At 37.9% G+C, this 22,909-nt stretch carries 23 protein-coding genes and 1 other RNA gene; 7 read left to right on the forward strand and 17 right to left on the reverse strand.

The annotated features are described in order from the left end of the window. Positions 1-49: 49 nt before the first annotated feature. Entirely contained in the window at positions 50-2,359 is a 2,310-nt protein-coding gene (locus VB691_RS25670) for a heavy metal translocating P-type ATPase (RefSeq protein WP_323294373.1), read from the forward strand. A 79-nt stretch (positions 2,360-2,438) separates the two neighbouring features. Here VB691_RS25670 and VB691_RS25675 read toward each other — a convergent pair whose 3' ends face one another. After that, complete coding sequence (locus tag VB691_RS25675) at positions 2,439-3,038, reverse strand: PEP-CTERM sorting domain-containing protein (protein WP_323294374.1); 600 nt, start codon at positions 3,036-3,038, stop codon at positions 2,439-2,441. A gap of 62 nt (positions 3,039-3,100) precedes the next feature. After that, a complete protein-coding gene (locus VB691_RS25680; RefSeq protein ID WP_323294375.1) occupies positions 3,101-3,712 on the reverse strand; it encodes a neutral zinc metallopeptidase in 612 nt (203 codons plus the stop codon). A 215-nt stretch (positions 3,713-3,927) separates the two neighbouring features. Between VB691_RS25680 and VB691_RS25685 the strand changes: the two genes are divergently transcribed. Further along, the gene (locus VB691_RS25685; RefSeq protein ID WP_323294376.1) at positions 3,928-4,566 is read left to right on the forward strand and encodes an LON peptidase substrate-binding domain-containing protein; all 639 of its coding nucleotides are present in this window, start codon (positions 3,928-3,930) and stop codon (positions 4,564-4,566) included. On the opposite strand, the gene pheA is transcribed toward VB691_RS25685, so the two are convergent. Both pheA and VB691_RS25695 read right to left on the reverse strand, forming a co-directional pair. Then, entirely contained in the window at positions 4,567-5,433 is an 867-nt protein-coding gene (pheA, locus tag VB691_RS25690) for a prephenate dehydratase (protein ID WP_323294377.1), read from the reverse strand. A 70-nt stretch (positions 5,434-5,503) separates the two neighbouring features. Continuing rightward, the gene (locus tag VB691_RS25695; protein ID WP_323294378.1) at positions 5,504-8,572 is read right to left on the reverse strand and encodes an ATP-binding protein; all 3,069 of its coding nucleotides are present in this window, start codon (positions 8,570-8,572) and stop codon (positions 5,504-5,506) included. 338 nt (positions 8,573-8,910) lie between these two features. On the opposite strand from VB691_RS25695, the gene VB691_RS25700 reads away from it, so the two are divergent. After that, complete coding sequence (locus VB691_RS25700) at positions 8,911-9,489, forward strand: DUF1997 domain-containing protein (protein ID WP_323294379.1); 579 nt, start codon at positions 8,911-8,913, stop codon at positions 9,487-9,489. Positions 9,490-9,512: 23 nt separating this feature from the next. Here the strand turns inward: VB691_RS25700 and VB691_RS25705 are convergent, their stop codons facing one another. The 4 genes from VB691_RS25705 to VB691_RS25720 all read right to left on the reverse strand — a co-directional run bounded on the left by VB691_RS25705 (position 9,513) and on the right by VB691_RS25720 (position 14,463). Next, entirely contained in the window at positions 9,513-10,109 is a 597-nt protein-coding gene (locus VB691_RS25705; protein ID WP_323294380.1) for a ribonuclease HII, read from the reverse strand. Positions 10,110-10,269: 160 nt separating this feature from the next. After that, a complete protein-coding gene (locus tag VB691_RS25710; protein ID WP_323294381.1) occupies positions 10,270-12,255 on the reverse strand; it encodes an Rne/Rng family ribonuclease in 1,986 nt (661 codons plus the stop codon). 609 nt (positions 12,256-12,864) lie between these two features. Next, positions 12,865-14,037: an IscS subfamily cysteine desulfurase gene (locus VB691_RS25715; protein WP_323294382.1), complete on the reverse strand. Its 1,173-nt coding sequence runs from the start codon at positions 14,035-14,037 to the stop codon at positions 12,865-12,867. 51 nt (positions 14,038-14,088) lie between these two features. Next, the gene (locus VB691_RS25720) at positions 14,089-14,463 is read right to left on the reverse strand and encodes a hypothetical protein (RefSeq protein WP_323294383.1); all 375 of its coding nucleotides are present in this window, start codon (positions 14,461-14,463) and stop codon (positions 14,089-14,091) included. 64 nt (positions 14,464-14,527) lie between these two features. Here VB691_RS25720 and VB691_RS25725 point away from each other — a divergent pair, with 64 nt between their 5' ends. After that, positions 14,528-14,731 (forward strand): DUF6887 family protein, encoded by a 204-nt coding sequence (locus VB691_RS25725; RefSeq protein WP_323294384.1) that lies wholly within the window; start codon positions 14,528-14,530, stop codon positions 14,729-14,731. A gap of 128 nt (positions 14,732-14,859) precedes the next feature. Here VB691_RS25725 and VB691_RS25935 read toward each other — a convergent pair whose 3' ends face one another. Next, on the reverse strand, positions 14,860-14,910 hold the full coding sequence (locus VB691_RS25935) for a 4-Cys prefix domain-containing protein (protein WP_416245561.1): 51 nt from the start codon (positions 14,908-14,910) through the stop codon (positions 14,860-14,862). Between the two features lie 271 nt (positions 14,911-15,181). Here VB691_RS25935 and VB691_RS25730 point away from each other — a divergent pair, with 271 nt between their 5' ends. The 3 genes from VB691_RS25730 to VB691_RS25740 all read left to right on the forward strand — a co-directional run bounded on the left by VB691_RS25730 (position 15,182) and on the right by VB691_RS25740 (position 16,774). Next, positions 15,182-15,631, forward strand: coding sequence for an ATP-dependent zinc protease (locus VB691_RS25730; RefSeq protein ID WP_323294395.1), 450 nt, complete (start codon positions 15,182-15,184; stop codon positions 15,629-15,631). Between the two features lie 87 nt (positions 15,632-15,718). Beyond that, on the forward strand, positions 15,719-16,513 hold the full coding sequence (gene hisF / locus VB691_RS25735) for an imidazole glycerol phosphate synthase subunit HisF (protein ID WP_323294385.1): 795 nt from the start codon (positions 15,719-15,721) through the stop codon (positions 16,511-16,513). Between the two features lie 69 nt (positions 16,514-16,582). After that, entirely contained in the window at positions 16,583-16,774 is a 192-nt protein-coding gene (locus tag VB691_RS25740; protein WP_323294386.1) for a hypothetical protein, read from the forward strand. A gap of 59 nt (positions 16,775-16,833) precedes the next feature. On the opposite strand, the gene ffs is transcribed toward VB691_RS25740, so the two are convergent. The 8 genes from ffs to VB691_RS25780 all read right to left on the reverse strand — a co-directional run bounded on the left by ffs (position 16,834) and on the right by VB691_RS25780 (position 22,877). Continuing rightward, positions 16,834-16,930, reverse strand: an RNA gene (gene ffs / locus VB691_RS25745) — signal recognition particle sRNA small type. Positions 16,931-16,967: 37 nt separating this feature from the next. After that, complete coding sequence (gatC, locus tag VB691_RS25750; RefSeq protein ID WP_323294387.1) at positions 16,968-17,264, reverse strand: Asp-tRNA(Asn)/Glu-tRNA(Gln) amidotransferase subunit GatC; 297 nt, start codon at positions 17,262-17,264, stop codon at positions 16,968-16,970. 62 nt (positions 17,265-17,326) lie between these two features. Beyond that, positions 17,327-17,848: a photosystem I assembly protein Ycf3 gene (locus VB691_RS25755; protein ID WP_323294388.1), complete on the reverse strand. Its 522-nt coding sequence runs from the start codon at positions 17,846-17,848 to the stop codon at positions 17,327-17,329. A gap of 80 nt (positions 17,849-17,928) precedes the next feature. After that, positions 17,929-18,867 carry a DNA cytosine methyltransferase gene (locus VB691_RS25760; protein WP_323294389.1) on the reverse strand — a complete coding sequence of 313 codons (939 nt, stop codon included), beginning with the start codon at positions 18,865-18,867 and terminating at the stop codon, positions 17,929-17,931. Between the two features lie 44 nt (positions 18,868-18,911). Beyond that, complete coding sequence (locus tag VB691_RS25765) at positions 18,912-19,985, reverse strand: HindVP family restriction endonuclease (RefSeq protein WP_323294390.1); 1,074 nt, start codon at positions 19,983-19,985, stop codon at positions 18,912-18,914. 69 nt (positions 19,986-20,054) lie between these two features. Further along, a complete protein-coding gene (gene kaiC / locus VB691_RS25770) occupies positions 20,055-21,566 on the reverse strand; it encodes a circadian clock protein KaiC (protein WP_323294391.1) in 1,512 nt (503 codons plus the stop codon). Between the two features lie 127 nt (positions 21,567-21,693). Beyond that, positions 21,694-21,987 (reverse strand): circadian clock KaiB family protein, encoded by a 294-nt coding sequence (locus tag VB691_RS25775; protein WP_323294392.1) that lies wholly within the window; start codon positions 21,985-21,987, stop codon positions 21,694-21,696. A gap of 5 nt (positions 21,988-21,992) precedes the next feature. Next, on the reverse strand, positions 21,993-22,877 hold the full coding sequence (locus tag VB691_RS25780) for a response regulator (protein WP_323294396.1): 885 nt from the start codon (positions 22,875-22,877) through the stop codon (positions 21,993-21,995). Positions 22,878-22,909 lie beyond the last annotated feature (32 nt).

Below are 22,909 nucleotides of genomic sequence, written 5' to 3' on the forward strand. Positions count from 1 at the left end.
AGTTAGGAAGATGGGTTATCATAAAATCAACTAATGAGAGGCATAAGCCATGAAAACTCATCCACACGATCAATCTTCTCATACAAATGTAAATTTAACACAGCAAACCCTCCGCTTGCAGGGAATGGGTTGTGCTGCTTGTGCAAATACGATTGAAACGGCAATTCATCAGGTTTTTGGTGTTAAGAAATGTAACGTTAATTTTGCTTTAGAAAGGGCGACAGTAGACTATAATCCTCAAGAAACAACCCTGACAAAAATTCAACAAGCGGTGACTGAGGCCGGTTATCAAGCTTATCTTTGGGAAGAAACGAAAACGGAGGGAGGACAAGATTTAGAAGAACAAAAACAGGCAGCGAAGCAACAAGAATTAACCCGTAAAGTGATATTAGGAAGTGTCATTAGTATAATTTTAATTGTTGGCTCTTTCTCGATGATGACGGGTTTATCTATACCCTTTGTTCCCCACTGGTTACACAATTCTTGGATACAGTTAATTTTGAGCCTTCCCGTAATTGTGTGGTGCGGCCAATCGTTTTATACGGGGGCATTTAAAGCCTTAAAGCGTCGGACTTCTGATATGAATACCTTAGTTGCTTTGGGAACTGGGGCTGCTTTTTTGTATTCTTTATTTGCCACTTTCTTTCCGGGTTTTTTTGCTTCTCAAGGACTCAATGCTGATGTTTATTATGAAGCTGCTTCTGTGATTATTACCCTAATTTTATTAGGTAGATTATTAGAAAATCGTGCTAGAGGCAAAACATCAGAAGCAATTCGCAATTTGATGGGATTACAAGCCAAAACAGCGCGAGTAATTCGTAAAGGGGAAACCATAGATATTCCCGTAGAAGATGTTAAAATTGGCGAGATTATTTTAGTCCGTCCAGGGGAAAAAATACCAGTTGATGGGGAGATAATTGAAGGGACATCTACTCTTGATGAATCAATGGTAACGGGGGAATCTATTCCTGTTAAAAAACGGCTAGGAGATGAAGTTATTGGGGCAACCATTAATAAGACAGGTAGCTTTAAATTTAAAGCGCAAAGAGTGGGGAAAGATACTGTATTAGCTCAAATTGTTCAATTAGTCCAAGACGCTCAAAATAGTAAAGCCCCGATTCAAAAATTAGCGGATAGTGTGACCAGTTGGTTTGTTCCTGCTGTGATGACAATTGCGATAATTACCTTTATTATGTGGTTTATTTTTACCGGAAATATTACCTTAGCAATGGTAGCAACTGTGAGTGTTTTAATTATTGCTTGTCCCTGTGCGCTTGGGTTAGCAACTCCTACTTCAATTATGGTAGGAACAGGTAAGGGCGCGGAACACGGCATCTTAATTAAGGGTGCTGATAGTTTAGAATTAGCCCATAAAATTAAAGCCATTGTCTTAGATAAAACAGGGACATTAACACAAGGTAAACCGACGGTTACTAATTATATTACTGTTGATGGAATTGCCAATAATAATGAGTTAAATATCTTGCAATTAGCCGCAGCATTAGAACACAATTCAGAGCATCTTTTAGCTGAGGCAATTGTTAATTATGCCAAGTCTCAAGGCATCTCTGAACCCTTTCTTAAAGTTGAAGAATTTGAAGCCGTTAGTGGGCAAGGCGTACAAGGTAAAATAGAAGGAAAATTAATTTTAATTGGCACTCAAAAATGGTTAGACAATTTAGGCATTAACACTGATGCTTTATTATCTCAAGCAAAGGAATGGAAAAGCCAAGCAAAAACAACTCCTTGGGTTGCTATTAATGGAGAAATAGCGGGCTTATTTGCCATTGCTGATGCAGTGAAACCTTCATCAGTGGAAGTGGTTAAACGCCTCAAAAAAATGGGGTTAGAAGTGATTATGTTAACGGGAGATAATCAAGAAACTGCTGATGCGATCGCCCGTGAAGTGGGAATTAATCATGTCTTTGCCGAGGTGCGCCCTGAAGAAAAAGCGGCTAAAATTAAGCAAATTCAGCAATCTGGGTCTAAAATTGTGGCCATGGTGGGGGATGGTATTAATGATGCCCCGGCCCTAGCTCAAGCCGATGTAGGCATTGCGATCGGTACAGGAACAGATGTGGCCATGGCTGCCAGCGATATTACCCTAATTTCAGGGGATTTAAAGGGCATTGTGACGGCAATTCAATTAAGTCGCGCCACAATGCAGAATATTCGTCAAAATCTCTTTTTTGCGTTCATTTACAATACTTTGGGAATTCCCATTGCCGCAGGGATTTTGTATCCTATTTTTGGGGTATTATTGAATCCGATGATTGCAGGGGGAGCAATGGCTTTTAGTTCGGTTTCTGTGGTGACAAATGCCTTGCGTTTACGTCATTTTCAACCTAACAAAATTTAGGTAATTGTTGCTGAAATATCTCAGCAACAATTTTGATGAAAAAATGATAATTTTTTATTCTCTTAAGCAAGCTTTTTGCTTAGTTAAAGCCGTTTTCGTTTCCAGATTCTTTCTTCTTAACCAGAGAACCAACTCCCGACATTCCTAAGGCCAATAAACCTAAGATAGAGGATGGTTCAGGAACTTTTTCGGTAACTGTAATTACGCCAGGATCTTGTCGATCTAATTCGATGAATTGGTCTACTTGGTTGACATCCTGATTCAATGTTAATAAGCCACCAATTGTACCACCGAAGAATTGTTCTCCAATTACACCTGTACCTCCTCCTACATCAAAAGCACCAAATAAGGTTTGAGTAGATGTATCAAAGTTAAAGGCGAAAAAAGGAGATTCAGACACCCCGTTAACAACCGTATTAAAAGATTGTAGGGGGTTGTTGGCGGAATCAAAGAAAGACACCATTAAGAATTGTAGATCGTTAGTCGCTCCAGCACCACTTTCAGCAATGATTGCCGGGGCTGTAGTTTCATCATAGCCAAACATTCCTTGCGCTGAATAGCCACCATCTCCCTGCCAGCTAAAATTGAAAGAGATCGCTTGGGCTTGTTGGGCGATCGCCACTGATAAAGTTGTGGTGGCGGCTGCGGTAGCGATGATTTTGGCCAAGAGTTGATTCATGCTTATTCCTATCAAAATACAAGGTATAGAGGATGAGGATAGCACATTATCTTAATAAAAAGTTAAGAAGACTTTAAAAAGCAAGCTTTAGGATTATGAAATCCCGTTAAAAATGATCTTGCCCGTTGTTGGGGAGTGCCATGATGACTACTATGTTTATAATCATAATCTCCGGTCATCATCGCCGTCATGACTCCTTCTTCTAAGTCACCAGGTTCGAGAATTCCCACATGATTAGTGGCCGCAAAAAATGCTCCTGCTAAACAGTCAGCTTGTAACTCTAAAGTAACTAAAGGAGTCTCCTTTTTGAGAATACCTAAATGTCTTTGCACTGAATGGCCATATTCATGAGCAAGGGAAAAATAAGCCGCAGAATCTCCAACCTGATTAACTAAACGATTTAACTGTTGTATATTAAGATGAATGCTATTAGATTTAGGGCAATAATGGGCTAACATTGCTGGGCCGCAGGGAGTGGGTTCTGTTCTATTATGGGAATAAACAACGGGATAAGCATATTTAACGCCTAAACGGTCGAGAAATGACCCCCAAAATGCGTCAAGGCCATCACTCATGAGAGATAATGTAGAATGATTCCACTCAGCTTGAGCAGGTTGGAAAGGAGATAATCCGATTAAGGCGGCAATTATTCCCACGGTAATTTGTTTGTGCATCGTTATTTTGTCGGTTTTAATGACTTTTTCTGGCTAATAGCTATAAATTTAACTACATATCCCCACACATCCCTACTTCAAATGATAGTTCAGGGACAGAGAAGGATTATGAAGTAATTATTAAAGGAATCTCGTTTACGGTTCAACGACGCACCTTATCTAGCGGAAAATCAGCTACAGTATTAAGTAACAGCTTAGACGTGCGCTCAAAAATCATGGCATCTTCTTCTCTTGCAGTCCGAGAACTTCCTTTATTCCCCTTACCTGAAGTCGTTTTATTCCCTGGTCGTCCTCTTCCTCTGCATATCTTTGAATTGCGCTATCGGATGATGATCAACACTATATTAGAAGAGGATCGCCGTTTTGGGATCTTAATGGTAAATCCCGCTAACGGTGAAGTTGCTAAAATAGGCTGTTGTGCTGAGGTAATTCGCTTTCAACGCTTACCAGATGATCGCCTTAAGATCTTAACCTTGGGACAACAACGGTTTCGTCTCTTGGAATATGTCCGAGAAAAGCCCTATATCGTGGGTTTAGTAGAATGGATTGAAGATCAACCCACAACCGAAGATCTTTATCCCCAGGCTAACGAAGTAGAGCAGTTATTACAAGATGTGGTGCGTCTTTCTGCCAAGTTAACGGATCAAAAAATTGAGTTACCTGATGATTTACCTAATCTTCCGGTGGAATTATCTTATTGGGTAGCAGGAAACTTGTATGGTGTAGCAGAAGAACAACAAGCACTCTTAGAAATGCAGGAAACAACCGCTAGGTTGCAGCGCGAAGCCGAAATTTTAACCTCTACCCGTAACCATCTTGCGGCCCGGACTGCTCTTAAAGACGTGCTTAATTAACTACAGTTGAGCAATATCACTCTCTTTGAGCAATAAAACGGGATAACTGCCAAAAATTTTAATTACCTCTGTATAATGTTGTAACTCATTCAGAGCTTCAGCAATCAAAGCATCCTGGATATTTCCCTCAATATCAATATAGAAAATGTATTCACCAAGCGATCGCTTGGTGGGACGGGACTCAATGCGACTTAAATTAAGCCGTCGTTCCGCAAAGACTTGTAAGGGTTTCATTAGTGAGCCTGGCACATTTTCAGAGACGCTAAAGGCTAAAGAAATGCGACTACAGACGGTGGGAGTAGGGCTAAGGGTCATTACCCAAAATCGGGTACAGTTATCGGGATAGTCGTTGATCAGGTTGACGAGAATGGGAACATTATACAGTTTAGCGGCCCGAGGAGCAGCGATCGCTCCTGATGTGGGGTCTAGGTTGATGTGTTGTAGGGCTTCAGTGGTAGAATTAGTCGGAATTAGGGCTGCTGTGGGTAGCTGTTGCTGTAACCATTGTTGACATTGAGCCAAGGCTTGAGGGTGGGAATAAATGGTTTTAATGCCTTTTAGGGAGGTTCCCCGCGAAAAAAAGGCATGGGTAATGGGTAAGACTAACTCTTGTTGAATTTTCAGGCGATCGAGTTGCCATAAAGTATCTAAAGTAGTGGCCACACTGCCTTCCGTGGAGTTTTCTACGGGAACCACTGCTGTTTTTGTCTCCTCTTTAGCGACAGAATGTAAGGTTTGAGCAATACTGGGATAAGGGCATAATAGGGCTTGTTGTCCTTGGGTTTGCTTTAACCAATGGGCGTAAGCTAAAGCGGCGGTTTCTGCATTGGTTCCCGTGGGGCCAAGATGAGCAATTGAAATTACCATAAGCAATAATTAAGTGATATAAACAGTTTATCAATGAATAATTGTTTAATTATCAATTATCAATTATCAATTATTCATTGGTGAAGCTTTTTAAAGATTCAAGAGATTTGATAATTTCTGGGAATTGTTTAATGGTTTGAGAAAGATAGTCCCAGTCAAAATCATCAAGTTGCTGCTCTAATTTAGTAGAATAGATTTTTAAGTGTTGACATTGATATTCTATAGCCCAATTTTCTAATCTGGTAATAAAGGATTTAATCTCTCGATAAGTCATAGTTCTACATAATTCAGAATAAAAGTTTTCTTGTTCTTGACGCAATTGATTAAGTAAGTCTTCAGAAACTGGCTCATGATTAGTTTGAAAGGGCAAATTAATATTATTAATATTAGTCTTTATTTCATTTTCTTGCTGATTTTTATGCAAGGATTTAAGGGGCAAAATTTCTTTGAGAATTGCCACTAATTCAGGACGAGAAATCGGTTTATTTAAAAACCCTTCACACAATTTAATCAGCGCATCTCTTTCTTGGGATTGAAAGGCAGAAGCGGTTAAAATAACAATCGGAATGTTTTGGGTATTGGGATCTTTCTTGATGGCTTTAGCTACTTCATAACCATCTAAAAAGGGCATTCTTAAGTCTAATAAAATTAGATCAGGATGATAGGTTTTAGCCATTTCTAGTCCTTCTTTTCCATCTCTAGCAAATAATAAATTATGGCTAGTTTCTTGAAAATAGGCTTCAATTAAATCTAAATTTGATTGGATATCATCTACCACTAAAATTGTGGAACCAATAAATTGCTCTAAATTCTCATCAATGACCGAAATAATTGTATCTTTTTCTAGTTTAGTATAAACAGGAACATTCGGAAAGGTAAAACTCAAAATACTGCCTTTTCCTAATTCACTTTTGAGTTCAACTTTACCTCCTAAAATATCAGTTAAGCGTCGAGTAATAGCTAATCCTAATCCCGTTCCTCCATACTTACGGTTACTCTGTCCTTCCGTTTGATTAAAGGCTTCAAATATTCGATGTTGTTGGTCTTCTGCAATGCCAATTCCTGTATCTTCGATGGATAAAATCAATTCAATAGTATTATTTTTTGTAAAATTATCTGTTTTATATTGGTGACAATTAACGGATATTTTAATATAGCCATCTTTCGTAAATTTTAGGGCATTTCCCACTACATTAAATAAGATTTGTCGCAGTCTTGCTTCATCAAAAATAATCCATTCGGGAACCTCTTTATCAATTTCTACTAGCAGGGATAAGTTTTGTTGAATTGTTTTCTGTTCAAATATCTTTTGAATTTCTTCAATTAATCTTTTAAGATTAAAGGACTCAAGATGAATTTCTAATTTTCCTGCTTCTATTTTTGAGAAGTCTAAAATATCGTTAATTAAGTCTAATAATGACTTACCACTCGAAGAAATTAAGTCTACATACTTACGGGGTTTTGCCTCTGTAACTATGTCTTTTAATAAATCACAAAATCCTAAGATAGCATTCATCGGTGTGCGAATTTCATGACTCATATTAGCCAAAAACTCACTTTTTGCTTTATTGGCAACTTCCGCTTTTTTAACTGCTTCTAATAAAGCAGTTTGCGAGACTTCTAATACTGCTAACATTAGACTATTTCTTAATAATTGTGCCGCTTCAATTTCGACAAATTTCCAAGGTAAAGATTGACCCCTAACGGTTTCTTTCCAAAGTTCAAAAGATTTTCGCGGGGATAATTTAACACCGTCATCATCAATAGTAACAGGTTTATTGGGATCACCTCCCCAATTAACAGTTTGAATGATTTCAGGACGAAACCAAAGAATATGATACGATACTTCATTCACAAAAATAGAAATCCCTAATAACCCACTAGCTTGAGAAACATAATCTACAGCAGGGGGATAGATTTTTTGTAAACAATGACTGCTAAAAATTTCATCTTGATGATGCTCTTTCAACCAATTTAGTAGCTTTTCTATCCATTCTTTGGGCGGGGTTTCTCCGTATAAATTCAATTGCTCACTAAAAGCAATTGCTATTCCATTCGCTTGAAATAAGTCTAGTAATTTTTGCTGATTATTATCGATAATTATTTGGTCTGAATTTACATCTATTGTTGATTTTTTCTGAATTGTAAATTTAAAGTCATTAACCTTTTTTTTGTAAACATTTAATTCTGCTTGTTCATGCTTGAAAATTTCTAATGACATAAATTGACCCAATAATTCACAAGCATTTCTAGTTTCATGATCTACCCATTTAGGTTGATAATGATGACATACAATTAGCCCCCATAATCTTTTTTCATTAATCAAAGAAATGCCTAAAGTTGCAGCTACTCCCATATTTTGTAAATATTCAATATGTATGTTAGAAACACTCCTTAAAACTGCATCGCTTAAATCTAGGGGTTGATTGTCAAGGGGATGAAAATGAGGGATAATATTAACAGATTCAGCCTGGACATCCACAATTAATCTTAACCAGTGTTTATAGTAAAGTTCCCTCGCTTGTTTTGGAATGTCTGAAGCGGGATAATGTAATCCTAAAAATGCTTCTAACTCAGGATTTTTATCCTCAGCAATGATGACTCCATGATCATCTTCTTGAAACTGATAAATCATCACCCGATCATATCCAGTAATACATCTTACTTCTTTAACAATTAATTGGGTTAGTTCCTCAAAACTACTTGATTCTTGAATTTCTAATAAAGAGGCTTTTAATAATTGGCAAAAACTAAAGGGATAAGTCTCTTTTTCTACCTGAGTTGGTTCAATTTCTAAAATTAATCCTTGATGAGTTCGATGGACAATACCTTGATATTTTTTCTGATTATAAGTCAAATAAAAAGGATTATAATGCTCAATATTTTTATGATTTAAGCAATGAATTAAAAAATCAATATCGCTGCCTGATAAAAAATCAGTTAAGGGATTACCTAATAATAATTGAGGCTCAATATTCCAAACATATTTGGTGTTTTCGCTGACTTGTTGAATGATTAAAGTTGGTTCTTCTAAGCACAAAAGAATCCCATGCGGTTGAACTTTTCCTAAAATATGAATGGTTTCTTTATCGCAATTTGTGAGGTCAACAACATTAGAATAAAAATTATTTTGCATCATGATAGACTGACATTCTTTAACTAAAAACCTAAGATTTTATGGGAGAATCAGCTAAATTAATTAGAGACTTTAATAATATTATATTGTTAGAAAAGATGAACTTTTTAAAACTTAATAAAAATTATTTTTAGTCTGATTGATTCTCTGAGACAACATAAAACGCTTAAGGTATAATAATAGGGTTATTTTGTCAATATTTTAGCGATAAATCTTAATTTTGTGAGAAAACCTTGGCATTGCTATCCCTAAAAGGGTATGATTACCGAATCAAAGACTTTGATTCTTTAAGAATTGTAAAGTAAAATTAAGATAGACAGCTAAATTGTAACAAATTACCCATGGATGTTCATTTCACAGCTTCCGAATCATTATCATTAAGGGTAGAAGATGCGCCTATTCCCATTCACCACTATTTGAGACAACCAGAAAGGTTAGTTAAGGCGATCGCTGAACCAAAATTAATGGAACAGTTGTCAGACTGTCAATTTCGCCTTAAAATGAGTCCTTTAAACTTTATGGACATTTATCACTTTCAACCCACAGTTGTTTTAGGGGTTTGGTCTGATAGTAAAGGAACGGTTTTTTTACGATCTGAAGATTGTGAAATTCGCGGAATTGACTATATTAATAATCGATTTTCTCTCACCCTAAAAGGTAAGTTAGTCCCCCTAGAAAAAGAGGGTAAAACCTATCTACAAGGAACCGCTAATTTAGCCGTTAAAGTTAATTTACCTCCTCCCCTATGGTTAACCCCTAAACCCTTCTTGGAAATGGCGGGAAATGGACTATTAAAAGGGGTTTTAAATCGAATTAAACAACGATTACTCAATCAATTACTGAAAGATTATCATAACTGGGCCTATTCTCAATCAGAGGAATTAACCGAGATCAGTAATCAGTTACCAGTCACCAGTTAAATCAATTATTCATTGGTGAATAACTATTGACGACAGGGACTAAAAGAAAGACGATGTTGAGATGAGGGGCCGAACTTTTGTAAGGCGAGACGGTGTTTTTGGGTTCCATATCCTTTATTTTGAGCTAAATCATAATCAGGGTATTTAGAGGACAAACGAACTATTAATTCGTCTCGCCAAACCTTAGCTAAAATACTAGCAGCAGCGATCATAGGTGATTGGCGATCGCCGCCAATAATTGCCTCTTGAGGAATAATAAGATCAGGAATTTTTTGTTTTCCATCCACTAAACAAAGTTGAGGCATAACTGATAGTTTAATAACCGCCCGTTTCATCGCTAATAAAGAAGCATTTAAAATATTAAGGCGATCAATTTCCAGAACAGAAGCATAAGAAATGTGATAGGAAATGGCTAAATTTTTGATTTCTTTAGCCAAGATTTCGCGGCGTTTTGCCGAGAGTTGTTTACTATCTTTGACCCCTATTTCTTGAAGTTGAGACATGGCGGAAACCGGAAACACAACAGCAGCAGCTACAACAGGGCCAAATAATGACCCCCTTCCGACTTCATCCACACCAGCAATCAAGGTTTTGGCATTCAACAATAAATCTTGGGACACAGCATTTAATATTATCAAAACGTTTAACTGAGATCTTGCACCAACAGCGAAAAGCCAAAAAAATCCAATTTTTAAAGACTGAAACCCTGATTCTTTCGTTGAAATTTAGGCGAAAAATCGGATTTTTGGTTCAGGTGTAAGATCTCAGTTCAATTAAACGTTAGTCATCCGTATCCATAGCAGAAGAACGACGACGACGACGACGAATCACAGGTTTAGCGGTTTCTGTTTCCTGTGCCTGAATATTTTCTTGATCGTCTTCTTCATCTTCTACGGCCAATGATTTGACAGAATCAGTTATTGTCTCTTGGGGTAACTCCAGAATCATTTGGGTTTCCGTTATTTTCGGGGCTTCCGTTTTCTCTGCTGTTTCTGGTGTCTTCTCACCATTTTTCCCCTGTGAATCTTCTGGCAATTTAACCGAGACTACAACAGACTTAGGATCTTTAAACTCTCGGTTAAGACGGACTAAAGGAGAAACGCCCATTAAAGCATAAACATCCTGTTCCACCGAGGTCATTTCTACAGAAACCTGTTCCACCGGAACTTCTTCCCGTCTGATCTGACGTTGGCCCCGTTCTCTGCGGGGTTCGGCCTCGGTTTCAGTGCCATTGCCATAGTCAACCTCTTTGGTTGCAACAGTGTTAACTACTTTCACCGGAGACTCCTCTTTAATCAGGAGATTTGTGGGTTGACGACGACGACGACGACGGTTATTGACTCCCGCCCCTTGTTCTTGATAACTGGGATGGTGTAAGAGATCTAATTGACTAGCTGAGTCATTTACATCCTCATCAAAGGAAGATTCCCCAAAAGGTTCATTAAACTCGACTGCTTTCTCTATGGGTTTAATGACAGGGGCCGAGGGGGGTGGCGCGGTAGCCGATGATTCTAAGGCGACTAATTGAGATTCTCCTGGTAGATGGGCCAAATGTCCCAACCCACCACAACTCGGACAGGGTTGACCAAATAATTCGTAAACATTCTTACCTTGACGTTTACGGGTTAATTCTACTAATCCTAATTCAGAGAGTTGGGCAATTTGGGGCCTAGCTTTATCGGCTTTTAGGGACTTGTTGAAATGTTCCAACAGCTTGAGTTGATCGCGCCGTGAGTCCATATCAATGAAGTCAACGATAATCACCCCCCCAATGTTCCGTAAACGCAACTGACGGGCAATTTCTGTGGCAGCTTCACTATTCGTCCAAAGAACGGTTTCCCGTGAGGTAGCGGAACGAGTAAAAGAACCGGAGTTGACATCAACAACGGTGAGGGCTTCTGTCGGTTCAATGATGATATAACCGCCAGAGGGTAAGTCTACTCTGGGTTTCAGGGCTTCTCGCACGGCTGCATTAACACGGAAATAGTCTAAAACCGACATACTTTCCCGATGATGGTCAATTAAGACCCCTGAAGGCATCTCGCCCCCACTCCAATTACTTAAATGCTGTCTCACCCGTTTGATACCGGAGGGGGTGTCCACCACAATGCGGTTAACATCCGCGCTGTACATATCCCGTAATACCCGCTGAATAAAGTCATCATCACGGTTTAATAGTGACGGGGCGCGGGTTGAGGTGGCTTGAACTTGAATGGACTCCCATTGCCGTTGCAGGAAGTCTAAGTCCTCTGTAATGGCATCTTCGGCTTTGCCTTCGGCTTCGGTTCGGACTAATAAGCCCATTCCGGCCGGTTTAATTAAAATGGCTAAGGCCCGTAAGCGACTCCTTTCGTCTTCATTACGAATGCGTCGAGAAAGATTAACCCCTTTGCCATAGGGCATTAGAACTAAATACCGCCCTGGGAGGCTGACATTACCCGTTAACCTTGGCCCCTTGTTTCCTGTGGGTTCTTTCATAACTTGAACCAGCACTTTTTGTTGGGGGGTCAATAATTCAGTGATGGCCCCGGCACTCCGTTTGAGACGGAGGGGCCCTAAATCAGTGACATGAATAAATCCGTTGCGTTCCGCATCTCCAATATTAACAAAGGCGGCATCAATGCCTGGAATGACATTTTCGACCACTCCTAAGTAAATATCACTGACTTGTTGGTTGCCTGTGGCAACCACTAATTCTTGTATCTGATCTTCCCAAAAAACAGCAGCAATGTGGTGTTGCTCTGCGATAATAATTTGCTTTGGCATGCAATTCCCTCAAACTTTTGTAAGAGACTATGACACTTTATATGTCTAGTGTCGGTTGCTTGAATTAGGCGAAAAACTGTTTAGAATAAAACATTTGACATCAAGTCAACACAAAGCGGCAATGAATTTTACTCATTTTTATCCTGAACCTAACGTCAACTCTGTAATTAAGTTGGCGTATTCCATTGGGAGAAGTTACTCGTTATATTCGGGGTGTCTCTACCCATCTAAAAACGAGGATGTTTATTCAATATTTAGGAAAATCCTCTGATGGAATAAACTCGCACTTCACTGGCATTTATAAAAGACGCTTTTTTAGGTGGATAACCATGAGAACGAAACCAAGATAAAAACATTTAAGTTTTATCGGTCTTTTTGATCGCAATGACTGACATTTTTGCCGGTCGGGGGTTGTGCCTTGGGTGTCTCGCCCTCGCTAGCAGGGAGACTTTGACCTGTCTTTTGGTGGCCACCATCAAGGTAAACGGCACAACTTTTGGATTATTTTAACCCGAATATAACCTAAAAAGTACATCCATGACAAGGGAATATCTACGGAACTCAGAATTTGTATCTCGACTACGCTCGATAATCAGTCAGAAGTCAGAATTAACAATTTAGATGATGAGCAACTTGACGCAGTGATTCAATGGTGGCGATCGCCGCTTTACTCACTGTATCAATTTCTTGGGCGGTGGTAAACCTTCCCAACCCAAACCGTAATGACGCATAAGCGAGTTTGTCTGAATGCCCTAATGCTTTAAGCACATGGGAGGGTTTAGTGGTGGTTGAGGTACAGGCAGAACCGGACGATAGGGCGACAATTGTTTGTAATCCTAACAGTAAGGCTGACCCGTCTACTCCTTCTATACTAACATTAAGATTGCCTGGTAAGCGTTGGGTAGGATGACCATTTAGATAAATTCCTTCTAATTGAGAGAGTTTTTTCCACAGGCGATCGCGTAATTCTTTTTGACGTTTTGCTTCTGTTTCTATCTCATTTAATCCTAACTCAATGGCTTTAGCAAATCCCACAATTTGGGGTGTATATAAAGTGCCGGATCTTATGTCTTTTTCTTGTCCTCCTCCATGGAGTTGTGGGGCTAATTTTACTCTTGGATCACGACGACGAACATATAAAGCACCAATTCCTTTTGGCCCATAAACTTTGTGGGCAGTTAATGATAATAAATTGAGGTTCATTGTTTGTACATCTAAGGGTATTTTTCCGATAGCTTGGGCCCCATCACTATGAAATAAAATTTGATGTTTGTGACAAATTTCTCCGATTTCTTTTAAGGGTTGAATGACTCCTATTTCATTGTTTGCTGCCATGATTGATACTAAAATTGTTTCGGAACGAATCGACTTTTCTAACAATTCTAAATCAATTAAGCCATCTTTTTTTACCGGAAGATAGGTAATTTCAAAACCTAATCCTTCTAAATAATGACAGGGATCTAAGATAGCACGATGTTCTGTTTGGACAGTAATAATATGTTGTCCTTGATTAAAATAAGCTTCAGCAACTCCTTTAATTGCTAAATTATTTGCTTCGGTTGCACCACTGGTAAAAATAATTTCTTCGGGACTACAATTAATGGCATTAGCAATAGTTTCTCTGGCTTTTTTAACTGCTGCTTCTGCTTCCCAACCGTAAATATGATTAATACTGGAAGGGTTGCCGAAATGTTCAGTAAAATAGGGTAACATTGCTTCTAATACCCTTTTATCCATTGGGGTTGTAGCGTGACAGTCTAAATAGATGGGACGTTGAGACATGATTAATTTAAGGGTAATAATTGAGAGTTTATATTTAAGTCTGATTTGATTTTAACAAAGCTGATGCAAAATGGGAGGTGAATAAATTTGATTATTTGAGTCATAAATAACACAACTCCATTGTTGATAAAATTGATTGACAAACTCCCAAGCTAGTTCTAAACCACCTGGATTTTTACTAATATCTAGCAAAATATGAGTTTTAGGATAATCTCCTAATTTTTCCGTTATTAATTTGATTTCAGATTCAGCAAAATTTTGAATCTCACTATTATCTAACACTATCCAAACATGGCAGTTATTTCTACTTACTCGACCATCATATATTTGATCGGGATAAAGATATACACCCAATTGTTTGAGAAATAAGATAAACTCATCATGAGTAATTTCATCGTTAGATATTAAAGAAATAGATTCTGGCATTGATTATTCTCCTAACTGATATAAGCACTAATATTATAATATAGTAAATAGGAGTTTAGTGAAGATGAATAAGCCTAATTTCAAAGAAATGAGTCGCAAAGAATTAAAAAAATATGTATTATCTCATCCAACAGATGATGAAGCAATTCGTGAATTATTTGTTAATCGTCGTAACCCTAATGCTCAAATTTATCCCTATCCTTATGATATGTCTTATGAGGAAGTAGAAGCAATTTTAAAATCTAAAATCAATCAAGATCAAACATAGGTTTTTAGTTTTAAATAGTAACAGTTGTAGAGGCTTAATACTATTAAGCCCTATCATTTATTTATATTAGTTATAACTTGATATCTTCCAGCTAAGAGTAACTTGGAACCACAAGCATTATAGAATAATTAATTATCGCTGTTTTGGGGATGGGTACAATTAGGATTAATACAAAGCATCTTTTAAAATGTTAGTCTATGAATTATAATCAATGATACAATAAAAATTTGGTAGGGGCTTAACAATGTTAAACCCTAACACCTCACAACGGGCTTAACAATGTAAACCCTAATATCTCACAACGGGCTTAACAGTGTTAAGCCCCTACAGATATCAAAGGGTTAAACCTTAACTAAATGTCAATATAGCCTATAGTTTAAAAAATAGGTTTATCAGTCAATAAAAATTTATGGAACATAAACAAAAAAAAAAGAACAAAAATCTTTATTAATTATTGGATGGCGCGAATGGTTAGACTTACCAGCATTAGGAATTGCAGAAATTAAAGCTAAAATAGATACAGGGGCCAGAACATCAGCTTTACACGCATTTCATGTAAAATCATTTAAAAAAGATGGCAAAGAAATGATCCGTTTTCAAGTTCATCCCTACCAAAAAGATAGTCATAATACTGTCACTGCGGAAGCAGAATTATTAGAATGGAGGCACGTCACCAACTCAGGGGGACATCAACAATTACGCCCTGTTATTTTAACCCCCGTAGAATTAGCTGGACAACTGTGGAATATTGAATTAACCTTAACTAATCGTGATGTTATGGGGTTTCGGATGTTGTTAGGCAGAGAAGCAGTCCGTCAACGTTTTCTAGTCGATCCTGGGGGGTCTTTTTTATTATCTGAGGCAAAAACAACAAAAAGTCGAAAACAGCCCCATCCCTAAAGCATTTATCTTAAATTCAAAGGAAATTTAAGCGGGGGTGCAGCCAATTTGTGGAATGATTAAAAGAACTGTTAAAAACAATAACTTATGTTAGCAAAGAGAATTTTACCCTGTTTAGATGTTAATGCTGGCCGCGTAGTGAAAGGGATTAATTTTGTTGATCTTCAGGATGCAGGTGATCCTGTGGAACTGGCTAAGGTTTATAATGATGCGGGAGCCGATGAATTAGTCTTTTTGGATATCACCGCCACCCATGAGCAACGAGATACCATTATTGATGTGGTTTATCGTACCGCCGAAGTGGTATTTATTCCCTTGACGGTGGGCGGAGGCATTTCTTCCTTAGAACATATTAAACATTTGTTACGAGCAGGGGCTGATAAAATCAGTATTAACTCCTCTGCCGTCAGAGATCCTGATTTTGTTAATCGGGCCAGCGATCGCTTCGGTAAACAGTGTATCGTAGTAGCGATTGATGCCAGACGGCGTAAAGATCCTAGCGATCCTGGTTGGGATGTTTATGTCAGGGGAGGACGGGAAAATACAGGCATTGATGCCATTAAATGGGCCCAAGAAGTAGAAAAACGGGGGGCCGGAGAATTATTAATCACCAGTATGGACGCAGATGGAACCCAGGCCGGTTATGACTTAGCCTTAACTCGTACTATCGCCGAACTGGTGGAAATTCCGGTTATTGCGTCAGGGGGGGCCGGCAACTGTCAACATTTATATGAAGCCTTAACTGAGGGCAAAGCAGAAGCCGCTTTATTAGCGTCTTTGTTACATTATGGGCAATTAACCATTGCGGAGGTAAAACAGTATTTACGCGATCGCCAGATTCCTGTGCGTCCAAACCCTGAACTCGTCTATAAAAAAGGTTAATTTATCAGTTTGCCATTGTCATATGAGAATTGTGTACTAAAATAGAAGAAAGTTAACATTTGTTAAAATATGTTGATTCCGATTCTAATATTTGATGTAGCCCTAGTTGCTTGGTCGCTGCATCTAATGCAGGAGGCCGTAGAGCAACAGGAATTCTCTCTAATGCTGGCGGGAGTCCTCGTGGCCATGGCAGCGGCAGCCATGTTAGTTTTCTACTTTCTCATGGGCCATTGCTTAACTTACTTAACCCACGCTTCTTAATTCTTAATAAACTTAAAAAAAACCTTATAAAAAAAGATTCAGCTTAAAAACCAAAAGCAAAAGACCCGGAGTTCACGCCTATCACAAGCATCCCTTATTGCTGCTACCTTCCGGTCCTGACAAAGTTTGGGCGTTGTAATCGCGTAAGTCCGAGTCATTTATTAGCATAACACACCTGGGAAGGAGATTTATGTTAGTCCTCGTCGGTGTTAAGAATTTGCGGCACTCGGAAAAAGTCTCCCTCTTGGGCCGGTGCTTCTTGAAGTAAAGCCTCTCGGTCAACATAAAGTTGTAAGGTATCACTACGAGTAATATTGCTGACTTCAATGGCCCTAGTGGTTGGGGGGACATTTTCCGTGTCTAATTCACTCAACTGCTCAAAATATTCCAAAATACTGTTTAATTGGGTGGCAAACTGTTCTTCTTCGAGGGGAGTGATGTCTAAACGGGCTAAATGAGCGATTTTCTGAACTTGTTGACGATCAATCATTAATATTGTTCCTGGAATAGCAAAGATAAATCTCTATATCAAGTTTCCACAGAGGGGAATATCTAGAAAAAGATGTCAATTTCTGATCTTCCGGTAATTTTTAGCCAATTTTGCGCCTCAATGTAATTATTAGGGGCGAGGCGAATTGCTTGTTTCCAGTATTCTGCGGCTTTATCAAAGAGTGCTTCCGCTTCGTTTGCCTTGCCTTCCCCTTTGGCTTTTTCCCCTTGATAGTGGTAAATTACGGCAACATTATTCAAAGCTGAGGGCATTTGAGGGTTTAATTCAATGGCTTCATTATAATACTCTAAAGCTTTGCTATGTTCCCCATTACTGGCGTGGATAATGCCGATATTATAGAGAATATAGCTGCGATCGTTGCCATCTTCTTCTAGTTTAAGGGCTTCATAGTAATTATCGAGAGCTTCAGCGTATTCTCCGTCTGCTTGCGCGGACATTCCATCTCGATAATACACAAAGGCTTCTTTTGCTTTTTGGTTAGCTGGCAGAATTTTGAGGATAATATCTGCCATAACGGTAAAAGACTTATCTATAAAATTATCATTGCGCTGAGTTCGTGGCATAATTCTGGCGTTGGTAACGGGGTAATGTCATTAGATCCTATCAAAATTTTACCCCTTCTTCCTTGATTCGTATTTTTTTGTTAAATTGGGAGGCTCAACTGTTGTATTGAGAGGGGTATTTTTTGCTGATTGTTAAGATAGTTAAGGATGGCTTTGGCGACATATTCAGCTAAGTTGACGGGAACCGCATTGCCTATCATTTGTTCTAAGTCTGTTTTTGAACCTTCCCAGATAAAATCATCAGGAAAAGTTTGGATATAGCTTCTTTCTTTTGTGGTTAAAGGACGAATATTTGAGGATAAGGGAGCGACATCACCTGGGTGTTGTTGATAAGTTTTAGGAATTGGGCGATTAACGCCTCTAATGGTTGGACTAGGTTCATCAATACTAAAAATTGCTCGTCTTTGATAACTTCTTGGATGTCTATAATAATATTTAATTCCCAGTTTATCACCTAAATAATCTCGAATTGTCATCGGGGTTGAAGATAAACTATTGTCTAAATAAAAGTTTAATTCATGCTCATTTCCTTGATAAATGCCAATCCAGAAAAATCGCTTTCTTTTTTGAGGAACACTGCATAAACTAGCATCTAAAATTTTTTCTGTTATGCCATATCCTGCTTGTTGCAAAATCTCTTTTGACTGTTGATATTTTTGGGTTTTATTGAAACGCTCTACATTTTCTAAGACAAAAAACTTGGGCAAAACCTGAGCAATTATTTGACTAAAGGAAATTGTTAAATCTCCTCGTCCTAAGTTTTCATTGCGTTTTCCTGCACTCGAAAAATCTTGGCAAGGTGGCCCACCAATAATCAGATCAGGATTTAAACTTTTAAAATGCTCTAAATATAATGGATATTGATTGAGATCCCATTGATAAATAGGATGTTTAAAATTACGGCGATAATTATTAACCGCAGCTTCCCAATTATCATAGGCAGCTAGTATCCTATATCCCGCTTTTTGAAATCCCAATGATAGTCCACCACATCCAGCAAATAAATCAATAACTTTCATTTTTATAAATTTATATAATTTCTTAACTACATTGTAAATCAAATTTAATCAAAAAGATTAGGTGTATTAAGAATAATTGCATCAAATCTTCTTTCTGGACTTAATAACTTTTGACCTCCTCCTAAAATTATATTACTAATTTCATCTCGTTTAATTCTTGGTTGAGTTAATTCATTTGAGTTCATATATTGACGGGTTCTTACTCCACTTAAAGCAAATGCTTTATCATTTTTAGTGTTTAATGAAATCTCATCTATGGTAGCTGTATGATTAATTTTACTGGTTTGAGCAAAATCATATAGCATTTTAGCTAACCAAACAACACATCTCTTATGACGGGTTATTTTATCTGAATTAAGTTCTGATTTAGCAGCATTTATAAACAATCGAGTAAATGCTAAATTACTCCACATAAAAATATCTAGACAGTATTCATGAAGTTTTGCGGATTTTCCTTCAGTTTTCCAAATAGGTTGCATAATAAGAGGAAATTGCTGATTAATACAGGAATGAATGACTTGATCAACTGATTCAATTAATTCATTTATAATAGAAAGAACCAGACGAGGCGATGTCCAATCTTGAATTTGACTACAAATTGGGTCGAGATAAGATAGTAATATTGATCTGTTTTGTTGATAATTTTTAGCAATACTAACTGCCAAATATACTATGGTTGGTGGTCTGACAACAATTTCACTTCCATATTGATTTTCTGACAACTCACAAGTTGTATTATCTGGTAAAGCAGTTAACTTAATTTCTATTCCTCTTAAACATAGATTTTGCTGTGACATATCAATAGTGACTAAATCAATCCTTGGTAGATTACCGATAACGATATCTTGATAAGGTATATAATCTCTTTCAAACGCAAAAAACAAGTTAGGAGAAGTATAATCCAAACCTAAAATTGAAGAAACGAAAATTTTATCATGATAAATCTCTAACTGATTATCAACTTTTAAGTAAACTGGATCTAAATTTTTTTGACTCATGTAGCAAGCTAAAGCAGCAGGAAAAGAACTATTAAATTGGTTTTTACCCCAACTTATACTTTTAGTAAAATCTCTATTAGAGTGATCAATTCCGAACAAACCTGGCTTTATATTTTGCATAAAAAACTTACTACAAAAATTCTTGTTGTAGGTAAAAGAGATAAAAAATTAACTCCCTTTTTTATCTCTTTACTCAAACATATTACTTAACCGATCAACTTCATTTTGAGCAGTATACATAGGGGAACCTGATAAAATTCCTGTCACATTGCGGAAAGGTTTACCAATGTGCATTCCTTGATGATCAATGGAAAATTCTCGAATATCTTTATCGTGCATAGAACCCCGCATTTTTAACACCGTAATTCCGCGCCGCATTTCCCCATACATTTCCACATAACGCAGTAAAATAATTGAGTCTGTAATCGTTGAAATATGGGCATCTGTAATAGATGCTCCCCCTAATAAATTGGGAGTAGTTGAAGTAAATAATCCCCCAATTTCTTTCTGTTTAATAAACGAGGTTAAGCCAATAATAAATTCTCGAAATCCTTTCAAGCTGGAAACTCTTTCTAAAGCTGATAAACTATCAACCGCCACCCGATTTGGTTTAAACTCTTCTATGATTTCCTTCATATTAATCAGATGAGTTTCTAACCCTGTTGTTTCAGGATAACGACAGACTACCTTTAGTTTACCTTCCCTTTCCATCTGCTGAAAATCAACCCCCCAACCGATAGCATTACGAAATAATTGTTCTCGACTTTCTTCAAAAGCAAAAATCAAACATCGTTCCTTACTTTCAACCCCACCGGCCATAAATTCCGTCACCATTAAAGTTTTACCCGTTCCTGTGGCCCCAGAAACCAAAATAACAGAATCTCGGAAGAAACCACCGCCACACATCCGATCTAATTCTTCACTTCCAGAAGTGATCCGAATATTAGAAGATTTTTGTTCTAATTCAATCGCTGATAAGGGAACAATCACCACACCCCGACCAGCAATAACAGTAAAGGGATATTCTCCTTTTTGGTGATCAGTGCCGCGATATTTTAAAATTTCAATGGTACGACGACGCTTTTCATCGGCCAAAACATTTCGCAAAATAACCACATTATCGGCGACAAATTCTTCCACTCCATAGCGACTAATTTCGCCGTATTCCTGGATTCTTTCCGCCGTCATAATAGCAGTAACACCCAATTCTCTTAAGGCTGAAGCCAAACAAAATAGGTCATTTCTTACCTGTGCGCTATCGGTTAAATGACTAAAAATTGCGCCCAAAGAGTCCAGAGAAACCCGTTTTGCATCATATTTACGAATAGCGTATTCAATGCGAGAAATTAACGCCCCCAGGTCATATTCTCCTGTTACTATCATCCGTTCCCCTGGTTGGGGTGAGGCATCCACAAAAGCCCATTTTCGTTCTAGTTCCCATTGGGCAATATTCCAACCAAACCCCCGCATATTTTTGCGTAATGCTTGGGGTGGTTCTTCAAAGGTGACAAATACCCCATTTTCTCCCCGTTTAATCCCTTCGACCAGAAACTGACAAGCAAAAATGGTCTTAGAACTACCTGCGGTTCCAGCAATTAATGTGGCCCGTCCTTTGGGAAGTCCTCCTTGAGATAAAAAATCAAACCCAGGAATGGCAGTTTCTAATTTTTCAAGATAGTCTTTTTCGTTGTCTGGAGTCATCAGTTCTCAGTTCGTCTCTGTAAGGGTGAATGAATGATTCAATATTCTATCCTAAATGGAGCAAGAGGACTCCCGTTAAAGCCGTAGGCTTAACGGCGAGAGTGTCAATGTGCCTAAGAAAATTTGGCTAAACCCTGTCTAGCTCTTGGGGGATCACATCTAAACCGAGTAAAACTTTTTGTGTATTAGACATATCGCCGATAATGCGTTGTAAAGGGGGTGGTAATTGTTTAATCAGGGTGGGAGTGACTAAAATCTTTTCTTGTTCGGCTTTTTGGGGTTGTTCTAGGACATCAATAATTTCTACGGTATATTTATCATGGAGTTCTTCATGACAAATCCGAAAGAGATTGGCGATCGCCCTTTTGGAATTGACCGTATTGCCCGTAATGTAGAGTTTTAAGTGATATTTTTGACTCATAATATTTAAGGGTAGTCTGTTTTAGACGATATATTTATATTACTCAATCCAATGTAATATTTACGATAAAAGGAAGCCAAATATCCCATCAATTCTATAATCATTAGTCTTCCTTCTGCCGCATAAGCTTGAGCTTTGGCTACGGGTACATCTTGGGTTTTTTCTTTTAAGATTTTGGTATGAATTTCAATAGCATCTCTGGGACTGGCTTTGAGAAATCCCAATTTATCCCCCAAAGTTCTTAATTGTTCAGACAGATTATACTCAACTTTAAAGATTCGTTGTTCTATGGCTAATTCTAACAGATTACCATAGGTTTGTGCGAGTTCTTCAAAGACATCTGGTAAGCTTTCTTGTAGGGGATAATTGCCAAATAATCGGGCGGTAATACTGGTATTACTACTCGATTTAACTAAGGCATCTAAATCGGCAAATTCTTGTGCTTGTCGGATTTTTTGTTCTTGTTGGGCTAATTTAGACCGATACTGTTGTCGTTCAATGGCTAAGCGAATTTCATAAATTAATAAGTTACTATCGAGGATGTAAATTTGTAAATAACCATCGGCCCCTAACTGAAATGAGCGGACGACTAAACTTTCATCCTGACTTTCAGTTTCGACAATAAGAGGAAGATTTGGGAAATTTTTCCTGAGTTGGATTAAGGTATTAAATCCTTGACTATCTGGTAAACTCAAATTGAGAAGAATAACATCAAAATTTTGCTCCTTGATGGTAGGTATTGCTTCTGCTAAAGTGGGGATACAAGTAACAGGAAAGGTTAACCCTTGGGCTAAGGAACAGTTTTGAGCAGAGGAGAATAAATTCTTTAACAACTCAACGTTATCTAATTTATAGCGTTTCTCGGACTCATGAGGTACAGTAGCAGCAATGAGCAAACCAGTTACGAATATCTTCTTGAGTG

It is taken from the genome of Crocosphaera sp. XPORK-15E, assembly GCF_034931425.1.
Taxonomy (GTDB): domain Bacteria; phylum Cyanobacteriota; class Cyanobacteriia; order Cyanobacteriales; family Microcystaceae; genus UHCC-0190.

Excerpts from the sequence above, each read along its gene's own strand:
- VB691_RS25710 (WP_323294381.1), bottom strand. The coding sequence starts at position 12,255 with ATGCCAAAGCAAATTATTATCGCAGAGCAACACCACATTGCTGCTGTT.
- VB691_RS25715 (WP_323294382.1), bottom strand. The coding sequence starts at position 14,037 with ATGTCTCAACGTCCCATCTATTTAGACTGTCACGCTACAACCCCAATG.
- VB691_RS25740 (WP_323294386.1), top strand. The coding sequence starts at position 16,583 with ATGTTGATTCCGATTCTAATATTTGATGTAGCCCTAGTTGCTTGGTCG.
- pheA (WP_323294377.1), bottom strand. The coding sequence starts at position 5,433 with ATGGTAATTTCAATTGCTCATCTTGGCCCCACGGGAACCAATGCAGAA.
- VB691_RS25765 (WP_323294390.1), bottom strand. The coding sequence starts at position 19,985 with ATGCAAAATATAAAGCCAGGTTTGTTCGGAATTGATCACTCTAATAGA.
- VB691_RS25720 (WP_323294383.1), bottom strand. The coding sequence starts at position 14,463 with ATGCCAGAATCTATTTCTTTAATATCTAACGATGAAATTACTCATGAT.
- hisF (WP_323294385.1), top strand. The coding sequence starts at position 15,719 with ATGTTAGCAAAGAGAATTTTACCCTGTTTAGATGTTAATGCTGGCCGC.
- VB691_RS25670 (WP_323294373.1), top strand. The coding sequence starts at position 50 with ATGAAAACTCATCCACACGATCAATCTTCTCATACAAATGTAAATTTA.
- VB691_RS25695 (WP_323294378.1), bottom strand. The coding sequence starts at position 8,572 with ATGATGCAAAATAATTTTTATTCTAATGTTGTTGACCTCACAAATTGC.
- kaiC (WP_323294391.1), bottom strand. The coding sequence starts at position 21,566 with ATGACTCCAGACAACGAAAAAGACTATCTTGAAAAATTAGAAACTGCC.
- VB691_RS25760 (WP_323294389.1), bottom strand. The coding sequence starts at position 18,867 with ATGAAAGTTATTGATTTATTTGCTGGATGTGGTGGACTATCATTGGGA.
- VB691_RS25725 (WP_323294384.1), top strand. The coding sequence starts at position 14,528 with ATGAATAAGCCTAATTTCAAAGAAATGAGTCGCAAAGAATTAAAAAAA.
- VB691_RS25685 (WP_323294376.1), top strand. The coding sequence starts at position 3,928 with ATGGCATCTTCTTCTCTTGCAGTCCGAGAACTTCCTTTATTCCCCTTA.
- VB691_RS25700 (WP_323294379.1), top strand. The coding sequence starts at position 8,911 with ATGGATGTTCATTTCACAGCTTCCGAATCATTATCATTAAGGGTAGAA.
- VB691_RS25755 (WP_323294388.1), bottom strand. The coding sequence starts at position 17,848 with ATGCCACGAACTCAGCGCAATGATAATTTTATAGATAAGTCTTTTACC.
- VB691_RS25680 (WP_323294375.1), bottom strand. The coding sequence starts at position 3,712 with ATGCACAAACAAATTACCGTGGGAATAATTGCCGCCTTAATCGGATTA.
- VB691_RS25675 (WP_323294374.1), bottom strand. The coding sequence starts at position 3,038 with ATGAATCAACTCTTGGCCAAAATCATCGCTACCGCAGCCGCCACCACA.
- gatC (WP_323294387.1), bottom strand. The coding sequence starts at position 17,264 with ATGATTGATCGTCAACAAGTTCAGAAAATCGCTCATTTAGCCCGTTTA.
- VB691_RS25775 (WP_323294392.1), bottom strand. The coding sequence starts at position 21,987 with ATGAGTCAAAAATATCACTTAAAACTCTACATTACGGGCAATACGGTC.